This window comes from Dactylosporangium sp. NPDC049525 (assembly GCF_040676755.1).
Classification (GTDB): Bacteria; Actinomycetota; Actinomycetes; order Mycobacteriales; family Micromonosporaceae; genus Dactylosporangium.
Genome location: NZ_JBFAPO010000046.1, coordinates 28,665 through 50,726, shown reverse-complemented (window position 1 = coordinate 50,726; position 22,062 = coordinate 28,665). Strand labels below are relative to the sequence as shown.

Here is a 22,062-nt window from a genome sequence, read left to right as displayed (position 1 = left end):
TTAACCAATTGCCTGGTTCACCTGGTCAGCGAGTTCCTTCATGGCGGCGTCGGCCGTCTTCTTGCCGCTCATGATCGATTGCATGGCGTTCACGATGGAGTTGGCCCCCTCGACCTTCCCCCAGCTGGCCACCGGAGGAATGGAACGGGTGTGGTCGGCCTGGTCGGCGTACGCCTTGAACAGCGGGGCCGAGAAGGACCCGGTGGCCTTCTCCTGAGCCAGCGCGTCGTTCGTCGCCGGGAGCAGACCCAGGTTCGAGGTGACCGGCACGAGGTTTTCCTTCGTCATCATGAACTTCACGAAGTCGTTCGCCACCGCCTTGTTGTTGCACCCGCGGAACACGGCAAGGTTGCTGCCGCCGGCGAACGTGTCGTTGTTCCCGCCCGGCCCCTTGGGCAGGACGGCCGTGCCCAGCTTGCCCTCCAGATCGGGGCTCTGCTTGAGAATGGTCCGCAGGTCCCACGATCCGCCGACCATCATCGCCGTCTGGCCCAGACCCATGGACTTGTCGACGTCGGCCGCGGTCCAGGCCGATGCGCCGGCGGGCGACAGGTGATCCTTGGTCAGCAGATCGGAGTAGAACTGGAACGCCTGGACGGACTGCGCCGAGCCGGCCTCGGAGACCCACTTGTCGCCGTTCTGCTTGGCGATCTCCCCGCCCCAGTTCCAGATCAGCGGCAGGTAGTACCAGTGCGCGCCGCCGATGATGCCGAACCCGTTGACGCCCTGATTCTTCGCCTGGATGGCCAGGGCGTCCTCGCGCAGCTCCTCCCAGGTGGCGGGGGCCGCGGACTTGCCGATTCCCTCGAGCATGTCCTTGCGGTAGATCAAGGCACGGACACCGGTGTCGTAGGGAACGGCGTAGGACTTGCCCTTGAAGATGGTCGACTCGATCATGCCGGGCACGTAGGTGCCCTGGAGCGTCTTCGGGTCGTCGGCGTACACCTCGAGGGCGTTGAGTGCCGCGAACTCGGGGGTCCAGGTGTTGCCGATGAGCGCGACACAGGGAACGCTGCCGCCCGCGATCGAGGTCAGGTACGTCTGATGTGCGTCCTTGCCGAGGAACCGGAGGTTCACCTTGGTCCCCGGGTGTGCGGCGGCGTAGTCGTCCGCCAGCTTCTGCATGATCGGCTGCTGGACGTCCCCGATGGGGTCGCCCATCCAGAAGTCAATGTTTCCCTTGATCTCGCCCGAGCTGTTCGCGCCCGAGTCACTTCCTCCACCACAGGCCGCGAGGGCCAGGGCCCCCGTCAGCCCGATGACCACGGCGACACGGCCGCGCCATACGTTCCTTGCACGCATCGCTGCTCTCCTCTGCTGGGGACCGAAGACCTGCCAAGCGCGGGGTACGCGGTGCCTCCGGACCTGTCAACCTGCCCGGCTGTCTGACAGCCCGATAGGTTGTCCCTCAGGGTGCACCGCGGTCGGATGGATCGCAAGGGCCTCCGCTCTGTTCGTTACGAACTTTCCTTGCGCCCGGGGGGCGCGGTTTGGTACACACGGGGGAGAGATCGGTTTCGGATCGCCGCTGGTCAGGTGGGGTGTCGGCCGGTCGCGAAGCGGCTCGGAAGGTGAACATGTAGTAACACGACTCAGTATCTTGACCTTGTGCTAGCAGGTCAAGAATGGTTTGGTCGTAGGCATGTTTCTGCGGTTCACGTCGCGGACCAACGCCGACGGCGCGGTGGTGCGCTACGTCGCCCTGGCCCACAACCGGCGGGTGGACGGGCGGATCAAGCCGGACGTCCTGATGAGCCTGGGCCGGGTGGACCAGGTCGACGCGGCCGGGCTGCGGCGGCTGGCGGCCTCGATCGGCAAGCACTTCGGCGACGAGCCGGCCGGTGCCACGCTGACCGGTGCCGCGCCAACCCGTGCCGCGCCAACCCGTGCCGCGCCGGCGGATGCGGCCGCCCGAACCGCGATGCTGGAGGTCGTCGACGTCCGGACCGTCGGCGCCACCTGGCTGCTCGACGGGCTGTGGCACCGCCTCGACGTGGGCGCGGCGATCCGTGCCGCCACCGGCGCGCGGCGGTTCACCGCCGGCCTGGAACGGGTGTTGTTCGCGCTGGTCGCCCACCGGGCGGTGGCGCCGGCGAGCGGGCTGCCGGCCGCGGAATGGGTGCGCGAGGAGGCCGCCGTACCGGGACTGTCCACGATGGACGATGAGCACGCCCGCCGGGTGATGGAGCTGCTCGTGGACGCGGACACGCAGGCGCGGGTGCAGGAGTCGCTGTTCCTCGCCGTGGCCGACCGGCCCGACCGGCTGTTCTTCGACACCGTCCAGTTCGAATGCGACGGGGAGCCGGTCGTCGTCGGCCTGGCCGTGACCAGGGAAGGCATCCCGGTCCGCTGCTGGTGCTGGCCGGGTGGTGCCGGTGCCGGCGCCGTCCCGGCCGAGGTCCGCGACGACCTGCTGGACCGGTATCCGGGCCGGGTCGTCACCGTGGTCGAGCGCGCCTTCTCCGGCGCGGACGACCTGGCCGGCCTGCGCCACGCCGGCGGGCACTACATCGCCGGGATGCGCATGTGCGACGGCAACCGCCTCGTCGCGGCGGTGCTGTCCCGCTCGGGCCGCTACCGGCACGTCCGCGACGACCTCCGCGTCCGGGAGGTCCGCCTCGACGGTCAGGACGCCCGGTTCGTCGTCTGCCACGACCCGGACCAGGAGCAGCGCGACCGCCGGCAACGCGACGAGGCGATCGGCCACCTCCAGGCCGAACTGGCCCGGATCGCCGAGCGGTGCGCCCGCGACGATGCCGCCCGGGTGCGGGCCGAGCGCGCGCTGCGCGACCACCCCACCCTCGGCCGCTGGCTGATCCGGCCGCCCGGCGGGCGCCTGAAGGTGGACCTGGCGAAGGTCAAGGCCCAGGCCAGGCTCGACGGCAAGCACCTCATCGCCACCTCCGACCCGCACATCAGCGCCGAAGACGTCGCCCTGGGCTACCGGAACCTCCTGGAAGCCCGTGACCTCAAGGCACAGCTGCTGCCCGGGCCGGCCGCCCACCGCTCGGGGCACAACATCCACGCGGACGTGCTGATCTGGTGGCTGGCCCTGCTACTGACCCGCGTCGCCGAGCACGCCAGCGGTCAGACCTGGCGGACCATCAACCGGCGGCTCGGGCGGGTGGCCCAGGTGACCCTCGCCGGTCCGGCCGGCACCGTCACGCAGACCACGCCGCTGGGACCCGAGCAGGCGGCCATCTACCAGGCGCTGGCCATCCGGCCGCCGGCCCGGGTCACCGGGTCCGCCCCAGCTCGCCGAGCAGCTCGCGGGCGTTCTCGCTGAGCACGGCCGAGCGGTGCGCGTCGCCGAGGTACTCGCGCAGGAGGGCGTAACGCCCGGCCACCTCGTCGAGCGACGAGAACGGGAAGTCCGTGCCGAGCACGACCCGCGAGTCGTCGATGAAGGACAGCAGCGCGCCGAGGTCGGCGGCGGTGTGGGACAGGGCGGTGTCGTAGCGGAACGCCGCCAGCGCGCGCAGGACGCCGTCCTGGGCGACGGCCGCGAGCTCCGGCATGCCCTCGGCCAGCACCATGCGCGGAGCGACGACCGGCATCGCGCCGCCGCAGTGCGAGAAGACCCACCGGATCCGCGGGAACCGGCGCGGCACGTCGGTGAGGAGCAGGTTCGTGATGAGGCGCGTCGAGTCGAAGAGATACTCCAGGACCGACGGCCGGAGGGGGATCTCGCCCTCGGGCCACCACGCGGGCAGCACCGGGTGCACGTGGACGAACGCACCGCGGTCGTTCAGGGTTTCCAGCAGGCGGTCGAACTTGGGATGGCCGACGTACGACCCGGCGTAGCTGGTGAGCAGGCCGACGCCGGCGAACTCCGGCCGGTCGAACACCCGCTCGACCTCGGTGAGCGCGGCGTCGACCGAGGGCAGCGGCAGGCAGGCGACCGCCGTGAACCGCCCGTCGCCGTCGCGGACCACCTCGGTCAGCTCGTCGTTGGTGTCCCGGCACAGGGCCGTGGTGAAGGCCTGGTCGCCGAAGTAGAACCCGGGTGAGGCGACGGACAGCACGGCAAGGTCGATGCCCAGCCGGTCCATCATCCGGACCGAGTCCGCCGGTTCCCACACCGGGAACGGGGCGCCCGGCTGGGCCTGGATCCCCAGCGCCGTCAACCGGCGGACGTAGGACGCCAACGGCGCGTGGTGGTGGAAGTCGACGATGGTCATGACACCAGCTCTCGGACGGCGCGAATGGTTCGCAAGAGGTCTTCGGGCCCGCCCGCCTCGTGGCCGTTGAACTGCCACACGGTCATCTCCTTGGGCCCGGCATAGGCATTGTATGCAGCGAAAACGGTGGAAGGCGGGCTCACGACGTCGTGCAGGGCGACGCAGAACCGGCCGGGACAGGCGGCTCGCCGGGCGAAGGACACGGCGTCGAAATAGGCGAGCGTCTCGAAGGCGCGCTCCACCGAACCACGGTGGGCGGCCAGCCATTTCACGATCTCCCCGTGGGGGCTGTGGTCCGTCACCTGGACCGCGCGCCGGAACGCGGACAGGAACGGCACATGCGGCATCGCCAGCCGGACGTCGTCGCGCAGGCCGGCGGCCACGAGCGCCAGGGCACCTCCCTGGCTGCGTCCTGTCACCGCGATCCGGTCGCGCGCCACGGCCTCGTGGGTCGCCACGGCGTCGACGAACCGGTACGCGTCGGTGAACAGGCGGCGGTAGTAGTACCGCTCGGGATCGAGGATGTCCCGGGTCATGAACCCCGGCGCGGACGGGCCCGCCCCGTGCGGGTCCGCGGTGTGGCCGGCCCGCAGGGCGCTGCCCTGGCCGCGGGAGTCCATGACGGCGTGCGCGAAGCCGGCGCTGGCGTAGGCGAGCGACTCGACCGGGTGCCCGCGTCCGCTGCCGTAGCCCAGGTACTCCACCACGAGCGGCAGGGGGCCGGTCCGCTCGTGCGGCAGCAGCAGCCACCCCCGTACGTCGTCCCCGGCGTATCCGGCGAATGTGACGTCGTACACCTCGACGGTCCGGAGCAGGGCGTCGACCGGCTCGAACCGCGGATCGAGGGGATACGCGCCCTGTTCGCGCAGCGTCCGGCTCCAGAAGGCGTCGAAGTCCCCGGGCTCGGGGTGCGGGTACTCGTACCGCACCAGTTGCTCGAGGGGAAGGTCTACCTGCATTGCGCGACTCCTGTCCGACAGTCCGACAGGAGTCTAAGCACTGGCGGCCGCACCGGGGAAGGACAACTTGTCATGCAACCTGATAGCCTGCTAGGCGGGCGAGGGCCAGGAGCTACAAAAGTGGAGGTGCGGGTATGGCGCGGACAGTCGCCTCCGGGTACGACGTCGTTACCGTCACGGGCGACCCGGAAGAGCGGGGATACCAGTACGGCCTCGCCGCGAAGACCCGGATCGAGCACGCGTTGCGGACCTATGCCGGCGTGTTCATGCACTACGCGTCGTGGGACTGGGAAACCGTGCGGCGACATGGACTCCGGTTCGCCGGTCCGATCGAGGACTTCTCGCCGGCGTCGGCGCGGGAGATCCGGGCGATCGCCCGCGGCGCCGGCGTCGAGGTGGCCGACATCCTGGCTCTGAACACCCGCAGCGAGATCATGTTCGCCGCTCCCGGGCGGGCCCGGGCGGTGGCATCCACGGAGTGCACGTCGTTCGCGCTCACCCCCGAGCGCACCACCTCCGGCACGGCGCTGATGGGCCAGAACTGGGACTGGATCGAGGGGGCCCGGGACACCGCGATCGTGCTGCAGGTGCGCCGCGACGACGGCCCGGACTTCGTCACGGTGGTCGAGGCCGGGATGCTGGCGAAGGTCGGGATCAACTCCAGCGGGGTCGGCCTGTGCACCAACACCCTCATCTCGGACGGGGACGAGGGCCGGTTCGGCGTTCCGTATCACGTGCTGCTGCGATCGGTGCTCGACAGCGACAGCGGCGCGGAGGCCGCCCAGCGGATCCAAGCCACCTCGCGGGCGAACTCCGCGAACTATCTCATCGCCGACGCGGGCGGGTTCTGCGCGGACATCGAGACCGGGCCGGGCGACGGCCCGTGCGGCGTGATCACCCCCGTCGACGGTGCGGTCACCCACGCCAACCACTTCCTGGTCGACGGCCTCACGGGGGTGGACCGCTATCTGGAGCGCAAGGCGCACACCCGCAACCGGCTGCACCACCTGACCGCGCGCGTGCGGCAGCACGACACGCACACGACCGAGAGCCTGCAGGACGCCCTCGCCGATCACGCGGACGCGCCGTACAGCGTGTGCCAGCACCCGGACGCGGCCCAGCCGGTGGCTGAGCGCACCTGCACCATCGCGGGGATCGTGATGGACCTTTCGGCCCGTTCGCTGGTGTACGCCGCCGGCAGCCCGTGCGAGTCGACCTGGTCGAAGCCGGTGCGCGTCGATGCCTAGTTCTGACCGGACGGCTGCCCGACAGGCTGTTAACCTGGCAGCCGTGAAGGTGATCCCCGTCGCGCAGCGCACCGCCGCGGAACATGTGCGATCGCAACTCGTCGAACTCATCGAGTCGGGCGAGTTCGCGGTGGGTCAGCGGCTGCCCTCCGAGGCCGAGCTGTCCAAGTCGTTCGCGGTCAGCCGTTCGGTGATCCGTGAGGCGCTGCACAGCGTGAACGCGCTCGGTCTGACCCGTTCGTATGCCGGCAAGGGCACCTTCGTCGACGCGCAGTTCGCGCCGTCCCAACTGCTGACCGGCAAGTATCTGCCCCGCGACCTGCACGAGGTCCGCCGGACGCTGGAGGTGCCCCTGGCCGCCCTCGCGGCCGAGCGCCGTTCGCGGACCGACATCAAGACGATGACCTCGCTGCTCGTGCGGTTCCGTGAGGAACAGGACCCCACCATCCGGGTCGGCATCGACGCCGACTTCCACGTGGCCATCGCCACCGCGACCGCCAACCCCCTGTTCCCGCGGCTGGTCTCGGAGCTCCGCTCGGTCCTGCAGGAGCAGGCCATCGCCGCGGCCGCCGTCCCGGGCCGGGCGACGCAGGCGGCCGACGAGCACGACGCCATCCTCGCCGCCATTTCGGAGCGGGACGCGAAAGCGGCGGCCGATGCGATGAAGCTGCATCTGGCCGCCGTGGAGGACACCGTGACCGGGCCGGGACGCCGCAAGTAGCGGCGCGGCAGGATCGTCAGGCGGACGCGCCGGCGAGCGCCGGCGCCATGGCGCGGGCGCACCGCTCGCGGGCCCACTGGATCCGGCCCAGTGCAACCTCGGGGCGGTCGCCGAACACCTCTGCGGCCCGGGCGTAGCACTCGTCCGGCCCGAGCTGCTCGAGCGTGCGGTCAACGGTCTCGCGAATCGTGGCGTCGTCCTGGTCGCCGGACGCGGAGACGTCGGAGACGAACAGTGCCATGCTCAGCATCGGCTCAACCGGGCAAGTCGTCATGGGGATCACCTGTTCAAGTGGGGCATGTAATGTTTCTCTATACCCAGGTTCTCTCGTACGGTTGGGGGACGGCCTCGGCGCCAGCGGGACTCTCCGACTGACGGTTTCCGTACCCGCTGATACCTGCTGGCAGGTATAGCCACCTCACCGTTCATCCTCCTCCCGGTTGCGTGGCGCGGGGTCGCTTTCCGGACCAGCCGATCCGGCACCTGGCCGCTCGCCGACTGCCGCGCTGAACAGGTCCCGCGCCTCGGCGCTGCCGTCGAGCTGGCGGTTGACCCGGTGGGTGACCTGCCAGCCCTGCGCGGTGCGGACGAACTCCCAGCGGTTGGCGCCCGTGCGCCAGATCCGGAAGCTGTCGGTCGCCTCGTCGCGCAGCACCAGCTGCGAATAGGCGGTGGCGACGGCCCGGTCGCCGTCGACCTCCAGGTGCGGCAGGCCCTGCAGGTGGGCGGCGCCGGAATGGATCAGCCGCTGGTGCAGCTCGCCGGTCACCATGTCCTCGATGGCCGCGTGGCCGTGCAGCACCGCCGGATAGGTGTCGTAGACGCCGTCGCCGGTCCACAGCCGCGCGGTCTGCGCCGCCGACCCGCTGTCCACGGCGGGACCGTACGTGGCGAGCAGCTGCATGAGGGCCAGCCGGTCCTCGAGGTCCCGCACCCGGCGCTGCAGCTCGGCGATCGCCTGGTCATGCTCCGGCATGTCGTGCCTCCGCAACGCCGGCCGGCTGGTCGGCGGCCGGCCACGACGCCTGGTCGAAGAGCTGCCGGAAGGCCGCCAGCTGCTCGACACAGTGCTCGGCGCTGCGATGGCGCAGGACGATGTTCATCATCGTGGCCCCGGCCGCCTGCAGCTGCTCGACGTGGCGGCGCGCGCCGCCGGGGTCCGCGATCGGATCCAGCGGCGGTGGCGTGAGGATCACGTCGAAGCCTTCCGGCCGCTCGACCGCGGCCAGCATGGTGGTGAGCTGCTCGGGCGGCAGGCCGAACGGCACCCAGGCGTCGCCGAGCTCGACGGCCCGGCGCAGCGAGCGGCGGGTGTATCCGCCGATCCACAGCGGCACCCGGCGCCGGGGTGCGTGCGGATCGATGAGGAAGTCCCGGAACCGGTAGTGGGTGCCCTCGTACTCGGGCAGCGGCTGTCCCCAGGCGGCTCGCAGCGCCCGGATCGCGTCGTCGGCGGCGGCGCCGCGGCCGTCGAAGTCGGCCCCGAGCAGGGCGAACTCCTCTTTCAGGCTGCCCACTCCGAGGCCGAGGACCACCCGGCCGCCGCTGAGTCGGTCGAGGGTCCCGTAGCGCTTCGCGATCTCCAGCGGGTGGTGGTAGCCGAGCACGAGGACGTGGGTGGCCAGCCGGATGCGCGTCGTGTGCGCCGCGAGAAAGCCCAGGGTGGCCAGCGGGTCCCAGTAGGTGCCGCCGGCCCGCGCGGCGATCCTGGCAGGCACGCCGACGTGCTCGCTGCAGGTGAGGTGGTGGTAGCCGAGCCGGTCCGCCGCCTCGGCGACCTGGACCAGCTCGGCCGGGCCCGCGTCGGTCTCCCAGGCGCTGAACTGGCCGGGCGGGCGGAAGACGACGGGACTGAGAATGCCGAAGCGCATGCGTCACCGTACCAAGCGCTTGCTTGGCTCGGTAGGTGGACGGTCCCGCGGACGTGCATGATCGGATTCGAGCCGGGCAGCACAACCCCGACATCACACGTGCCGAGCACATCGCCCCGGTTCGGGGCGGTGACCTTGGGGGCGGAAGATGACCAACCAGGAACAGCGCTGGCCGGCGCTGCCGATCGAGGCATGGGAACCCACCTACGACACGCTGCACATGTATGCCCAGGTCGCCGGGAAGATCTCGCTGGCGTTGCGACCGATGGCGAACCACTGGTGGCAGGTCGCCCTGGAGCTGTCGGCCCGGGGCCTGCGGACGGCGGCGATCCCGTACGGTGCCCGTACCTTCCAGATGGAGCTCGACCTGCTCGACCATCAGGTCCGCATCGAGACCAGCGACGGGGAGCGGCGCGCCGTCCCGCTCGGACGGCCGGTCCGCGACTTCTACGCCGACACCATGGCGGCACTCGGCGACCTCGGGCTGTTCGTCCCGATCTGGCCGCAGCCGGTGGAGGTGCCGGACCCGATCCCGTTCGACCTGGACGACCGGCACGCCACCTACGACGGCGCCCAGGCCGAGCGCTACTGGCACGTGCTGTGTCAGGTCGAGGCGATCCTCGACGAGTTCCGGGCCCGCTTCACCGGCAAGGCCAGCCCCGTCCAGTTCTACTGGGGCTCCTTCGACCTGGCCACCACGCGGTACTCGGGCCGGCCCGCCGAGCCGCCGCCGGGCGCCGACACGATCACCCGGTTCAGCTACACCGCCGAGCAGAGCACGGTGGGCTTCTGGCCCGGTGGGACCTGGCTCAACGGCGAACGCGTCGAGCAGCCGGTCTTCTTCGCCTACAACTACCCGGAGCCGCCGGGGATCCGGGACCAGCCGATCGCCCCGGCGGCGGCGCGGTTCGACGCCGGCCTCGGCGAGTGCATCCTCAGCTACGACGACGTCCGGACCTCGGCCGATCCGCGCCAGGCGATCCTGGACTTCGCCCAGAGCACGTACGAGGCCGGGGCGCGGCTGCAGCAGTGGCCGCGCGAGGAACTCGAATGGACGCCGCCGATGCCACCGAGCCATCGCCGGGCGCTGCTGCTCACCCCGTGACAGCCGCCGGGCACCTGGCGGTCGGCCGGGCTCAGGCCGGGCTGACCGCCAGCGGCAGCTTGGTGGGGCTGATCATCACCCACGGGTTGCGCGACGCGATCGGTGCGCCGGCGTCGACGGTGATGTCGCGGTACCGGTCGAGCAGGATCCGCAGCGCGATCTTCGTCTCCAGGCGGGCCAGGGGCGCACCGACACAGAAATGGATCCCGTGGCCGAAGGTGAGGTGCGGGTTGGGGGACCGGTGGACGTCGAACCGGTCGGGCTCGGCGAAGACCCGCTCGTCGCGGTTGGCGGCCGCGAGCCAGGCCACGACGACGGCGCCGGCCGGGATGGCGGCCTGGCCGATCGTGACGGCAGCGGTCGCCCGCCGGGCCAGCCGCGGGAAGGGCGTGCGCAGGCGCAGCACCTCTTCGATCGCGGCGGGCAGCAGCGCCGGGTCGGCCCGCACCTCGGCCGCGGCGTCCGGATGGGCCTCGAAGCAGAGCACCGTGTTGCCCAGCGTCGCCGTCGTCGTGATGTGCCCGGCGAGCAGCAGCAGGCCGACGAACCCGACGATCTCCTCGTCGGTCAGGCGTTCGCCGTCGCCCTCGGCCACCACGAGCCGGCTGGTCAGGTCGTCGGCGGGCGACGCCCGGCGGGACCGGATGTGCGCCAGCAGGTAGGCGTTCATCTCGTGCATCACCGGCGCCAGCGCGTCCAGCGCGGCATCGTCCATCATCCGGACCAGCGACTCGTCGGGGCCGGCGTTCGAGCGCTCGAACAGGCCGTCGGCCCACCGCCGGAACACCGGGCGGTCGGACGCCGGGATGCCGAGCAGCTCGGCGATCACGATCACCGGCAGCGGATACGCAAGGTCGTCGACCAGGTCGAACCGGCGCTCACCGGCCCGCGCGTCGAGCAGTTCGGTGGTGACCTCTTCGATGCGGGGAGCCAGACCCGCCACCACTTTCGGGGTGAACGCCTGGCTCACCAGCTTGCGCAGCTTGTCGTGCCGGGGCGGGTCCATCCGGACGAAGTTGCCGCGCTGGAACAGGTCCATGTCCTCCTGCCGGGGCAGCAGATCGCCGAGATCGGAGGAGAAGGTGGCCGGATCCGTGAGGACCGCCGCGGCTTCGGGATGTCCGAGCACCGCCCAGGACTGCTGCCCGTCGTCGTAATGCACCTGACCGTCGCGGCGGGACCGTTCCAGCCACTCGTAGAGGTCCGGCAGTGTGGGAGCAGTCATCGATGAGCCTCCGATCGGGGTCCGGCGGTACGCGCGGCCTACCCGCCCGCCAGGCCCCGAAACGGTTGGACGGCGTGGCCGGAGCTGCCGGCGGCCGTCCGCGCCGTGCCGGGGGTTTCGTGTGACGGTGCCGGGGAAGCATGGCGCGGGGCCGCTTCTGGATGCGCGGCGACGAGGCACTGGGTGTGGGGGTCGGTCATTGACGTTCAACGACCAGCCGGCAACGCCCGTGGTCAAGACGATCGGCCTGGTGGTGCATCCGAGCAGGAGCGTGCTGGACTCGGTGCGCGTGATCACGACGTCCGCCGCGAGGCACCGCGCCACCGTCATCGCCCGCACGGCCGACGCCGTCCGGGTCGGCAGCGACATCACGCTGGTTGACGCGGAGGAGTTCGTGGACCGGGCCGACGCGATCGTCAGCCTGGGCGGCGACGGCACGATGCTCGGCGCCATGCGGCTGGTTGTCGACCGCCCGGTGCCGGTGCTCGGCGTCAACCACGGCAACCTCGGGTTCCTGGTGGAGATCGCGCCGGCACAGTTGGAGACCGCCCTCGCCCGGATCGTCGAGGGTGCCTACACGCTGGAGCCGCACGGTTGCCTCGACGTCCATGTCGACACCGCGCCGGCCTGCTGGACCGCTTTCAACGACGTCGTCATCACCGCGGCGGCACCGTCCACCACCATGAGCGTCGACCTGCTCGCCAACACGGTCCGGCACGGGTACTACCGCGCCGACGCGCTCATCGCCTGTACACCGATCGGCTCGACCGCCTACAACTACGCCGCCGGCGGACCGATCGTCTCGCCCGCCTCACCATCCATGGTCCTCACCCCGGTCGCGCCGATGTCCGGCATGAGCCGGTCCGTGGTCCTCGGCGCCGACGACGCGATCTCGCTGGCGAACCCCTCCGCCGACCAGCCGCTGCGGGTGTCCGTCGACGGCACGCCCACCGGCCGGCTCGACCCGCGCCGGACGATGTCGATCAGGCTCCACGCCGACGCGGTCTCCCTGATCCGGCTGGACCCCGACACGCACCTCCAGCGCAACGCCGTCAAACTCAGCCTCCTCAACCTGCCGCTGCGCGAGGACCAGCTCCGCGAGCTCTTCCCGGAGCCACCGGACCCGCTCGGGTAGCGCGCAACGCGGCGGCTGCGTCAGGCCGGCAGCGCGGTGGCCCGGAGCCGCCTGGTGCGGGACGCCGGGCTCAGCTGGAACGCGCTCGCCCAGGCCTCCTGCGTCGCCCGGTCGAAGGCGCCCCACAAGGGTGAACGCAGGCCGAGCCGCGCGGCGGTGAAGGCGACCCGGCGGGACGGTTCGTGGCGCCGGTAGGAGTCGCTGACGCTGTCGACGAACCCGGGATCGCAGCTGCCCAGCGCGCCGCCGAGCACGACCAGGTCGGGGTCGACGAAGCTGGAGACCTGGGCCAGCACGGTGCCGACCGCCCGGCCGGCGGCACGGACGCTGGAGGCGTCGCCGGCGCTGGCCGCACTGACGAGGGCGTCGAGACAGCCGGTGCGCCCGCACCGGCACCGCAGCCGGCAGCCGGGCACCGGCACGTGACCGATCTCGCCGCTGATGCCGTGCGTGCCGCTGAAGACCTGTCCGTTGATGACCAGGCCGCCGCCGACCCCGTCGCCGGCGCTGACGTAGATGAGGCTGCGCACGCCGGGGTCGGCGACCTGGACGAACTCGCCCCACGCGGCCAGGTCCGAGCTGTTGTCGACGATCACGGCGGTCGCGTTGGGCAGGCCGAGCAGGTCGCTGGGGCGGACCCCGTCCCAGCCCGGGACGCTGCCGATGGGCTGGACGGTGGCGTCGACGACCGGGAACGGCACGCTGACCCCCAGCGCCCGCAGATCCGCGCGGCGCCCCGCGTGGCGGCCCAGCGCGTCGGCGAGCATGCTCTGGGCGAGCGCCAGGGCCTCCTGGGCCGAGCGGTCGACCCGCCACCCGACGCGCGCCTCGTCCACGACGTTGTGGTGCATGCCGCCCAGCGCCACCGCGACGTGCCGGTGACCCAGGTCGATCGCGCCGACCCAACCGGGGTGCGGGACGAGACGCAGCTGGGTCGAGGGGCGTCCGCGCCGCTCCTCGCGGTCGGTGCCGTGCTCGGACAGGTCGGTGACGTGCTCGGACAGCAGGCCCTCGGCGACCAGCTCCGCGACCGTCTGGGCGACGGCGCTGCGGGACAGGCCGATGAGCCGGGACAGGTCGCGCCGGGTGCGGGCCCGGCCGCGATGGACCAGCTCCAGCACCGTGCGCCGGGTGGTGGACTGCATGCGCGACTCCTCGACCTGGGCGCCGTGGACACGAAGGCATCGGCCCACCGCCTTTTGTCACGACGTGGAAGAAGTCTGTGCGCCCGACGGGCCGGCAGGCAATGGGTCGAAGGTTCCTTGCGTTCGCGGCCTGAGCAAGATCCATGACCCATGTGCCGTCATGGGCGGAAAACGCGGGAAACGTCACCGTATGAGCGGCGGGCGGCCGGACCGGATCACTTTTCGTCCTGCCGGTGGACGAAATGTGGTCCTACCGTCAACGCCGCGACACTTCGGCTCCCGCCGCTCCGACGTGCCGGTGCCGCACACCCCACCCGTTGTGGTCTTTCCCCGCCGCTCGGAGCCCGGCGAGGAAAGCGCTTTCAAGGGAGACCAGCAAGTGACCCGACACAGACGTCTACCCGTTTCCCGAGCCAGGCCCAGCTGGCGTACCACCACCGCAGGACTCACCGCGATCGTGTTGGGGGCGGCCGGCTCGGCGCTGCTGGCGCTGCCCGCCGCAGCGGCCCCGGGCGACCCGGACTTCGGCCCCAACGTGACGATTCTCGACCCGGGCATGTCCGCCGACGCGATCAACGCGATCCTGGCGGCCGCGTCCGGGGAGTCGGAGTTCAGCACCGCCCGGAAGGCGATCTTCTTCAAGCCGGGCACGTACGGATCCGCCGCCGGAGCGGCGAACCCCGCCACCGCCACCGGCATCGTCCTGGGCAAGGTCGGCTACTACGAGACGGTCGCGGGCCTCGGCGCGCTTCCGGGCGACGTGCTGATCAACGGCGCGTTGCACGTGGAGCCCGTCCACGGCGCCGAGACCGACCCGTGGAACCACCAGTCGCCGGGGTCGCTGACCCAGTTCTGGCGGTCGATGAGCAACCTGGCGATCAACCCGATCCAACGGCCGACCGACCCGAACGCGCCGAGCATCGACCCGGCGCGCGCCGACCCGCATCAGCTGCGCTGGGCGGTGTCGCAGGCGGCGCCGATGCGCCGCGTCGACATCCAGGGCAACCTGACGCTCATGGGCCGGTACGGCGAGTACGCCAGCGGCGGGTTCCTCGCCGACTCGAGGGTCTCCGGCACGATCGTCTCCGGGTCCCAGCAGCAGTGGTACACCCGCGACAGCACGATCGGCACCTGGAACGGCGGGGTCTGGAACATGGTCTTCTCGGGCGTGCAGGGTGCGCCCGCGCAGGACTTCCCGGACAGCCCCTCCGGCGACACCGCGCACAGCAAGTTCACGACCCTCAACGCGACGCCGATGTCCCGGGAGGCCCCGTTCCTGACCTGGAACGAGGCCAACGGGTATGCGGTGTTCGTCCCCAACGCCCGTCCCAACGCCTCGGGCGCACCGTGGCAGAGCGGCACCGACAGCGGGACGTCGCTGCCGATCGACGGGTTCTACCTCGCCAAGCCGTCGGACTCGGCGGCGACGATCAACGCCCAGCTCCAGGCGGGCAAGAACCTGATCCTCACCCCCGGCGTCTACAGCCTCGACCAGGCGATCAACGTCACCCGGGCCGGGACGGTCGTCCTGGGCCTGGGCATGGCGACCCTGTCGCCGACGGCCGGCAACGCGGCCATCACGGTCGGCGACGTCACGGGCGTGAAGCTCGCCGGCATCACCGTCGACGCCGGCGCGGTCAAGTCCGCGGTGCTGGTCCGGGTCGGGCCGGCGAACGCCACCCACTCCGACGCCGCCGACCCGACGACCCTGTCGGACGTCTTCATCCGGGTGGGTGGTCCGCAGGCCGGCAGCATCGACACCGCGATCGAGGTGAACTCCGACAACGTGCTCCTGGACGACATCTGGTCCTGGCGCGCGGACCACGGAGCGGGCGCGGCCTGGGGGACCAACACCGCCAAGCACGGGCTCGTCGTCAACGGTGACAACGTGACGGCCACCGGCCTGTTCGTCGAGCACTACCAGCAGCAGCAGGTCATCTGGAACGGCAACGGCGGCACCACCGTCTTCTACCAGAGCGAGACGCCCTACGACCCGCCGAGCCAGGACGCCTGGATGGACGGGACGAAGAAGGGGTACGCCTCGTACAAGGTGGGTGCGAACGTCACCAGCCACCAGGCGTACGGCCTCGGCATCTACTCCTTCTTCAACCAGGGTGTGGACGTCCGTCTCGATTCCGCCATCGAGGCACCGAAGTGGAGCACCGTGCAGTTCCACGACTCGGTGGCCCGGTTCCTCAACGGCAGCGGCGGGATCAACAACGTGGTCAACGACGCCGGGGGACCGGTGGCGCAGGGCAACGACGCCGCGGCGACGAAGTACCTGCGGTCGTACCCGCCGGCCGGCACCGCCGATCCGCCGCCCTCGACCGGGGGCGACGACCAGCAGACGATCACGGCGACGATCCCCGAGGCGCCGGGTGAGTTCTCCTGGACGATCGACGCCACCGACCACTCGGTGACGTTGTCGAACGCGGCGAACATGGGCACGTTCCTGCAGTCGACCGGTCAGCTCAAGCCGGTCAAGGTGACCGACACCCGGGCCGGCGGCCCGGCGTGGTCGCTGTCCGGGCAGGTGGGTGACTTCACCGGCGGGCTGTCGGGCAAGTACCTCGGCTGGACGCCGTCGGTCATCGTCGCCGGTGCGGGCGCGGTGGCAGGTGGCGCGGTGGCATCCGGGTTCGACTCGGGGAACGGGCTGACCGACGCGTCGGTCCTCGGTTCCGCCATCGACGGCCACGGCAAGGGCACCGCCACGCTCGGCGGCGGCCTGGATCTGCGGGTGCCCGCGGAGACGGCGGCCGGGACCTACACCACGACGCTGACGCTGACCGCGCTCAGCTAGCGACACCGCAGGGTCGCGGTGCCCCGGGCGTGCGTCCCGGGGCACCGCGGCCCGATCGCCCGTCCGCAACGGAGGTAACGATGAACCAGTGGCCACCGGCCCCGTGGACGGCGAGCCGCGTCCCCGGGCCCGTCCGGACGGTGCTCGTCGCGGCGCTCCTCGCCGCCGCGGTGCCGCTCGTGACCTTCGCGGCGCCGGCCGGCGCCACCCCCACGCCGCAGCCGTCACCCGCGGCGGCGCCGTTCGCGCAGGCCAGACTCGAGGACCAGGTGTCCTGGGGGGTCGCACCGGCGCAGAACGCGCTCGGGTCCGGCCGGGCACACTTCGACTACAACGCCGACCCCGGCGGCACGATCACCGACGGGCTGACGCTGGTGAACCACAGCACCAGACCCCTCACCCTGCGCATCTACGCCAGCGACGCGTTCACCACCCGCAACGGCGGCATCGACGTGCTGCCGTCCGGAGCGACGTCGACCGACGTCGGCGCCTGGATCAGCGTGGGCACGGACACCGTCACCATCGAAGGCGGCAAGTCGGCCACCGTCGCGTTCACGCTGCGGGTGCCGGCCAACGCGACGCCCGGCGACCACTCCGGCGGGCTGGTCACGTCGCTGGTCGACACCGCGGCCACCGGCGGCGTCCGCGTCGAGCACCGGCTCGGCTCACGGGTGTACCTGCGGGTCAGCGGCCAGCTCAGTCCGGCGCTCGCGGTCACCGACGTGCACGCCGACTACAGCGGCAGCGTCAACCCGGCCGGCACCGGCGGCGTCCGGATCACCTACACCGTCAAGAACACCGGGAACGTCCGCCTGTCGGCGCGCCAGCAGATCACGGTCGCGGGACCAGGGGGCGTGCTGTCCCGCGGTACCGCCGCCGCGGACCTGCCGGAGGTCCTGCCGGGCAACTCGGTGACGAACACCGTGACGGTGCACGGTGTGTGGCCGGCAACCCGGATGACCGCACGGGTCGGCCTGACGCCTGTGGCCGGCGCCGGCATCCCCGCCGTGCGCACCGGCCCGGTGTCGGGGTCGGCGACGCTGTGGGCCACCCCGTGGGGGCAGTTGCTGGTGCTTCTGGTGCTGGGCGCGGCCGTGGCCGGGTTCTTCGTGGTGCGGCGCCGGCAGCGGCACCGGGTCGCCGCCGCCATCTCCAGCGCCGTCGCCGAGGCGCTGAGCCGGTCCGCGGCGCAGCCGAAGGCGGAGAGCGAGGCGGAGAAGCTCGAGTCACGCTGAGCCGTTTGCCGTCCAGCGCGTGGGGTAGCGACGCGTCCGTGAACAGTCGGCACGTACCGGGTCGGCCGGCGCTCGACCGCGTCCGGTAGGGCCCATGTCCTCCACCGGCTCCACGTCGCCGGCGGTGCGGCCGGGCGGTCGCATTCCGTACAAGTGGTCGGTCCTGTCCAACACCACGCTGGGCATGCTCATGGCCACCGTGAACGCATCGATTCTGATCATTTCGCTGCCGGCGATCTTCAACAGCCTCCGCCTCAACCCGCTCGCCCCCGCCAACGTCAGCTACCTGCTCTGGATGCTGATGGGCTACCTGCTGGTCACCGCGGTGCTGGTGGTCACCCTCGGGCGGCTGGGCGACATGTACGGGCGGGTGCGCGTCTACAACGCCGGCTTCGCGGTGTTCGCCGCCGCTTCGGTCGCGCTGGCGCTGACGCCGTGGGACGGCCGGGCCGGCGCGCTGTGGCTGATCGGCTGGCGCCTGGTGCAGGGCGTCGGCGGCGCGATGCTGATGGCCAACGCCGCCGCGATCATCACCGACGCGTTCCCGGCCCGGCAGCGCGGCACCGCGCTCGGCGTCAACCAGGTCGCCGGCCTCGCCGGCAGCTTCATCGGACTGGTCCTGGGCGGCGTGCTGTCGGTGTGGAACTGGCGGGCGATCTTCTGGGTCAGCGTGGTCGTGGGCGTGATCGGCACCTGGTGGGCCTACCGCAACCTGCGTGAGACGGCGACGTCCAGGCCGGGCGTGCGCATCGACTGGTGGGGCAACCTGACGTTCGCCGTCGGGCTGACTGTCCTGCTGGCGGGGATCACGTACGGCATCCAGCCCTACGGCGGGCACACCGAGGGCTGGACCAACCCGTGGGTCATTGCCGGCATCATCGGCGGCCTCGCCCTCCTGGTGGTCTTCGCCGTGATCGAGACCCGGGTCCGCCAGCCGATGTTCGATCTCGGCCTGTTCCGCATCCAGGCGTTCTGGGCGGGGAACGCGGCCGCCCTGCTCAACGCGATCGCCCGCGGCGGGCTGCAGTTCATGCTCATCATCTGGCTGCAAGGCATCTGGCTGCCGCTGCACGGCTACAACTTCGAGGAGACCCCGCTGTGGGCCGGGATCTTCCTGCTGCCGTTGACGCTCGGCTTCATCGCGGCGGGACCGGTATCCGGCTACCTGTCCGACCGGTACGGCGCCAAGCTCTTCGCCACCGGCGGGCTGGTCATCATGGCGTTGAGCTTCCTGGGCCTGCTGGCGATCCCGGTCGACTTCAGCTATCCGGTGTTCGCGGTGCTGCTGCTGCTCAACGGGGTCGGCTCCGGGCTGTTCTCGGCGCCGAACACGACGGCGGTGATGAACGCGGTGCCCGCGGCGCAGCGCGGGGTCGCGTCCGGCATCCGCGCGACCTTCCAGAACGCCGGCATGGTGCTGTCCATCGGCGTCTTCTTCTCGCTCCTGGTCGCCGGGCTTTCCCGGTCGCTGCCGGACGCGCTGCACAGCGGTCTCACCGCCGAGGGCGTGCCCGCGCCGGTGGCCACGGACGTCGCCTCGGTGCCGGCGGTCAGCCTCATGTTCGCCGCGTTGCTCGGCGCCAACCCGATCGCCTCGCTGCTGGACACCGCCGGTGTCCTGGACCAGCTTCCCGCGGCGACGGTGGCGACGCTGACCAGCCGGACCTACCTGCCGCACTTGCTGTCCGGCCCGTTCCACGGCGGGCTCGTCGTGGTGTTCACCCTCGCCGCCGTCCTCGCCGCGGTCGGCGCGGTCGTGTCACTGTTCCGCGGCGGTGTCTACATCCACGACGAGCACGTCCACGACGAGGACATCCGCGCCGACTCCGACTGCATATGAGCGCCGGCGCCGGCCTCCGGCGCTGATCGGGACGCGCTTTCGGATGCGGTGCGTCGCGGGGTCGGGGCCGGTGATCTTTCGATCGGGTGGAACCGATCGTGGGTGGTGTGCGCCTGTAAGACGTGACCGTGTTCTCCGATTCGGCCGTCCGGAGCGACTTCGACGCGCTCTACGCGGCGCAGTTCGCCCCCATGGTGCGGCTGGCCTGCGTGACGACCGGCAGCGTGCCGGCGGCGGAGGACATCGTGCAGGAGGTGTTCCTGGCCTTGCTGCACCGTCCGGACGTCCGTGAGCCGACCGCATGGCTGCGCCGCGCCGTCGTGTCCAGGTGCACCTCCTGGATGCGCCGCCGCCGGCTGGAACGCCGCCATGCCGGCCAGCCCGAGCCTGAACCGCTCGTGCCGCTCGGACCCGACGCGATCGCCGTCCGCGCCGGCCTGGCCCGGCTGCGTCCGCGGCACCGGGCGGCCATCTTTCTGCGCTACTACCTCGACCTGTCCGAGGCCGACATCGCCGCCGCGCTGAACTGCCGGCCGGGCACGGTCAAGTCCCTGCTGCACCGGGCCCACTCCGCACTGCGGGAGCACTTCGATGACCATTGATCCGCGCCTGCGCGCCGCTGTCCACGAGCTCGTCGAGGCCATCCCGGTGCCCGCGGTGGCGCCGCCCGTCATCCTGCCGGCCGCGCGCCGATCGTGGCGGCCCGCGCTCGTGTCCGCCGCCACCGCCGTCGTGGTCGTGGTGCTGCTGCTGGCGGTGGGGCTGGTGCGCCTGCCGGTGGCGCCGGGTGTACCGGCCGCCGGTTCCGCCACGCTGCCGCGCGTCTTCGCCGGCCATTCGTATTTCACCGCCACCGTCTCCGCCGCGCCCGCCGGGCCTGCCATCGCCGTCTACGGGTACGGGCAGGGCGACCTGCCCTTCCAGACCCCGCAGCTCATCGCGGTCGGGGTGGACGGGCGCACCTACCGCGAGATCGACCTCGCCAGCAAGCGCGGCCAGCCGGTCGACGCCCCGCTGTGGAAGTCGCCGGCGGCGCCCGTCCTGCTGTCCCCGGACGGCGTCAGGGTCGCCGTCGCCGACGCGCGCGGGCCGGTCCACGACGTGGCGATCGTGGACCTGACCACCGGCCGTACCCGCAGCTACCCGGTGCCGGCCGGCTCGGCGGTGCAGCTGCTCGCGTGGTCGCCGGACTCGACGCGGCTCGCGTACGCCGTGGCGCCGTATCGGGCGGACAGCCATGGCGACCCCCGGGTCGCGCTCGCCGCCGACGGTGAGCTGACCGTGCTCGACCTGGCCACCAGCGGCACGTCCACGGTCGCCGGGCAGCGCGGGGCGCTCGCCGCGGCGTTCTCCCCCGACGGGGGGACGCTGGCCGTCCAGGTCGGCACCGAACTGCGCCTGCTCACCGCCGGTGGGCGGAGCGCCGTCGTCCCGCTGCCGGCCGGGCACCGGCTCGGCGGGCCGGCCGCCTGGTCACCCGACGGACGCCGGCTCGCGCTCTTCCGGGTGGCCGCGGGCAGCCCGTCCTGGGCGACGGGGTACTGGTCGCCGGACGGGCTGGCGGTCCTGGACCTGCCCAGCGGGGTGTCCACGCCGCTGAACACCAACGCGACCGCGGTCCTCGGCTGGCAGGGCGCCGACCTGTTGGCGAGCACCGGCGACGCGATTGTCTCGGTGCCTGTCGCGGTGCCGCCGGCCGGGCCGGCCCGGGTCCTCGCCCGCCTCCAGCCCGGCAACGACCACTGGATCGACACGGTGCAGCTGGCGACCGCCCGCACCGGCGACCTTCAGGTCCGCGACACCGGCGTCGATCGCGGCCCGTGGCCGTGGTGGCTGCGGATGCTGAGCGTCGGGCTGCTCGTCCTGGCCGGTGGCGTCGTCCTCGTGCTGCTCCGCCGCCGGCGGGCCGGTTGACGCCGTCGCACTGATGTCCACCGTCGCCGCTACGCGTCGAGCGTTGCCCGCAGGGTGGCGAGGGTGGTCTCGATGATGTCGGCGAGCCTGCGGTCGTCGGTCTCGAGCCAGGCGGTGACCGACACGTGCATCAGGGTCGTCGACGTCTCGGCGAGCAGGGCGGCCCGGGTCGGGTCGAGGCCGCGGGCGTGGAAACCGTCCCGCACCGCGGCCGCGAGGGCGGCCCGCTTCTGCAGCTCGCGCTCGCGCAGGCCGGCGTCGGTGGCGACGATGGCGCGCCACTGCCGGATGGTGTCCTTGCGGCCCTCGAACCGGGCCTCGGCGACGGCGCGCAGCCCCGCGAGGATGACGGCGAGGGGGCTGGTGCCGGCGGGTGCCTCGGCGATGAGCCGCTCGGCGTATGCGGGCAGCTCGGCCTCGCCGGCGAAGAGCACCTCGCGCTTGTCGGCGAAGTGCCGGAAGAACGTGCGCGTCGTCAAGCCGGCCCGCGCGGTGATCGCCGGCACCGTGGTCGCGGCGAAGCCCTGCTCGGCGAAGAGCTCGAGGGCCGCCTGCTGCAGCCGCTCGCGCGCGTCGGGTTGCCACCGTGCCATCCCGGAAGTGTACCGGTGATGACATGACGTGTCATTGGCGCTATGGTCATGACACGGCGTGTCGTCACTGGGGCGCTCGCCGTACCAG

General features: G+C 71.9%; 19 protein-coding genes. 10 read left to right on the top strand and 9 right to left on the bottom strand.

Annotated features, from left to right (window positions below; translation table 11 throughout):
* Positions 1 to 1,266 (bottom strand): extracellular solute-binding protein, encoded by a 1,266-nt coding sequence (locus AB0K00_RS42110; RefSeq protein WP_363533324.1) that lies wholly within the window; start codon positions 1,264 to 1,266, stop codon positions 1 to 3.
* Between the two features lie 376 nt (positions 1,267 to 1,642).
* On the opposite strand from AB0K00_RS42110, the gene AB0K00_RS42105 reads away from it, so the two are divergent.
* Positions 1,643 to 3,286: a hypothetical protein gene (locus AB0K00_RS42105; RefSeq protein ID WP_363533322.1), complete on the top strand. Its 1,644-nt coding sequence runs from the start codon at positions 1,643 to 1,645 to the stop codon at positions 3,284 to 3,286.
* Here the strand turns inward: AB0K00_RS42105 and AB0K00_RS42100 are convergent.
* Both AB0K00_RS42100 and AB0K00_RS42095 read right to left on the bottom strand, forming a co-directional pair.
* Positions 3,237 to 4,181 (bottom strand): amidohydrolase family protein, encoded by a 945-nt coding sequence (locus AB0K00_RS42100; protein WP_363533319.1) that lies wholly within the window; start codon positions 4,179 to 4,181, stop codon positions 3,237 to 3,239. The two genes, AB0K00_RS42105 and AB0K00_RS42100, sit on opposite strands and share 50 nt — an antisense overlap.
* Positions 4,178 to 5,140, bottom strand: coding sequence for an acetylxylan esterase (locus AB0K00_RS42095; RefSeq protein ID WP_363533316.1), 963 nt, complete (start codon positions 5,138 to 5,140; stop codon positions 4,178 to 4,180). The genes AB0K00_RS42100 and AB0K00_RS42095 overlap by 4 nt, the downstream gene beginning before the upstream one ends.
* Positions 5,141 to 5,274: 134 nt before the next feature.
* Between AB0K00_RS42095 and AB0K00_RS42090 the strand changes: the two genes are divergently transcribed.
* Positions 5,275 to 6,387 carry a C45 family peptidase gene (locus tag AB0K00_RS42090; RefSeq protein WP_363533313.1) on the top strand — a complete coding sequence of 371 codons (1,113 nt, stop codon included), beginning with the start codon at positions 5,275 to 5,277 and terminating at the stop codon, positions 6,385 to 6,387.
* A 43-nt stretch (positions 6,388 to 6,430) separates the two neighbouring features.
* On the top strand, positions 6,431 to 7,108 hold the full coding sequence (locus tag AB0K00_RS42085; RefSeq protein WP_363533310.1) for an FCD domain-containing protein: 678 nt from the start codon (positions 6,431 to 6,433) through the stop codon (positions 7,106 to 7,108).
* Between the two features lie 16 nt (positions 7,109 to 7,124).
* Here AB0K00_RS42085 and AB0K00_RS42080 read toward each other — a convergent pair whose 3' ends face one another.
* The 3 genes from AB0K00_RS42080 to AB0K00_RS42070 all read right to left on the bottom strand — a co-directional run bounded on the left by AB0K00_RS42080 (position 7,125) and on the right by AB0K00_RS42070 (position 8,979).
* Complete coding sequence (locus AB0K00_RS42080) at positions 7,125 to 7,382, bottom strand: hypothetical protein (RefSeq protein ID WP_363533307.1); 258 nt, start codon at positions 7,380 to 7,382, stop codon at positions 7,125 to 7,127.
* Between the two features lie 144 nt (positions 7,383 to 7,526).
* A complete protein-coding gene (locus tag AB0K00_RS42075; protein ID WP_363533304.1) occupies positions 7,527 to 8,084 on the bottom strand; it encodes a nuclear transport factor 2 family protein in 558 nt (185 codons plus the stop codon).
* Positions 8,071 to 8,979, bottom strand: a complete 909-nt coding sequence (locus tag AB0K00_RS42070) for an LLM class F420-dependent oxidoreductase (protein ID WP_363533302.1) — start codon at positions 8,977 to 8,979, stop codon at positions 8,071 to 8,073. Before AB0K00_RS42070 ends, AB0K00_RS42075 begins: the two co-directional genes overlap by 14 nt.
* A gap of 148 nt (positions 8,980 to 9,127) precedes the next feature.
* Between AB0K00_RS42070 and AB0K00_RS42065 the strand changes: the two genes are divergently transcribed.
* Positions 9,128 to 10,084: a DUF5996 family protein gene (locus tag AB0K00_RS42065; protein ID WP_363533299.1), complete on the top strand. Its 957-nt coding sequence runs from the start codon at positions 9,128 to 9,130 to the stop codon at positions 10,082 to 10,084.
* 31 nt (positions 10,085 to 10,115) lie between these two features.
* On the opposite strand, the gene AB0K00_RS42060 is transcribed toward AB0K00_RS42065, so the two are convergent.
* A complete protein-coding gene (locus AB0K00_RS42060) occupies positions 10,116 to 11,309 on the bottom strand; it encodes a cytochrome P450 (RefSeq protein ID WP_363533296.1) in 1,194 nt (397 codons plus the stop codon).
* Between the two features lie 199 nt (positions 11,310 to 11,508).
* Between AB0K00_RS42060 and AB0K00_RS42055 the strand changes: the two genes are divergently transcribed.
* Positions 11,509 to 12,444 (top strand): NAD(+)/NADH kinase, encoded by a 936-nt coding sequence (locus tag AB0K00_RS42055; protein WP_363533293.1) that lies wholly within the window; start codon positions 11,509 to 11,511, stop codon positions 12,442 to 12,444.
* A 20-nt stretch (positions 12,445 to 12,464) separates the two neighbouring features.
* On the opposite strand, the gene AB0K00_RS42050 is transcribed toward AB0K00_RS42055, so the two are convergent.
* Positions 12,465 to 13,589 (bottom strand): ROK family transcriptional regulator, encoded by a 1,125-nt coding sequence (locus AB0K00_RS42050; RefSeq protein WP_363533290.1) that lies wholly within the window; start codon positions 13,587 to 13,589, stop codon positions 12,465 to 12,467.
* A 457-nt stretch (positions 13,590 to 14,046) separates the two neighbouring features.
* Between AB0K00_RS42050 and AB0K00_RS42045 the strand changes: the two genes are divergently transcribed.
* The 5 genes from AB0K00_RS42045 to AB0K00_RS42025 all read left to right on the top strand — a co-directional run bounded on the left by AB0K00_RS42045 (position 14,047) and on the right by AB0K00_RS42025 (position 21,381).
* A complete protein-coding gene (locus tag AB0K00_RS42045) occupies positions 14,047 to 16,392 on the top strand; it encodes an adenylyl cyclase (protein ID WP_363533287.1) in 2,346 nt (781 codons plus the stop codon).
* An 80-nt stretch (positions 16,393 to 16,472) separates the two neighbouring features.
* On the top strand, positions 16,473 to 17,627 hold the full coding sequence (locus AB0K00_RS42040; protein WP_363533284.1) for a DUF916 domain-containing protein: 1,155 nt from the start codon (positions 16,473 to 16,475) through the stop codon (positions 17,625 to 17,627).
* A 94-nt stretch (positions 17,628 to 17,721) separates the two neighbouring features.
* A complete protein-coding gene (locus AB0K00_RS42035; RefSeq protein WP_363533281.1) occupies positions 17,722 to 19,467 on the top strand; it encodes an MFS transporter in 1,746 nt (581 codons plus the stop codon).
* Positions 19,468 to 19,595: 128 nt separating this feature from the next.
* Positions 19,596 to 20,069, top strand: coding sequence for a sigma-70 family RNA polymerase sigma factor (locus tag AB0K00_RS42030; RefSeq protein ID WP_363533278.1), 474 nt, complete (start codon positions 19,596 to 19,598; stop codon positions 20,067 to 20,069).
* Complete coding sequence (locus AB0K00_RS42025) at positions 20,059 to 21,381, top strand: hypothetical protein (RefSeq protein ID WP_363533275.1); 1,323 nt, start codon at positions 20,059 to 20,061, stop codon at positions 21,379 to 21,381. Before AB0K00_RS42030 ends, AB0K00_RS42025 begins: the two co-directional genes overlap by 11 nt.
* A gap of 29 nt (positions 21,382 to 21,410) precedes the next feature.
* On the opposite strand, the gene AB0K00_RS42020 is transcribed toward AB0K00_RS42025, so the two are convergent.
* Positions 21,411 to 21,974: a helix-turn-helix domain-containing protein gene (locus tag AB0K00_RS42020; protein WP_363533273.1), complete on the bottom strand. Its 564-nt coding sequence runs from the start codon at positions 21,972 to 21,974 to the stop codon at positions 21,411 to 21,413.
* Positions 21,975 to 22,062: the final 88 nt, after the last annotated feature.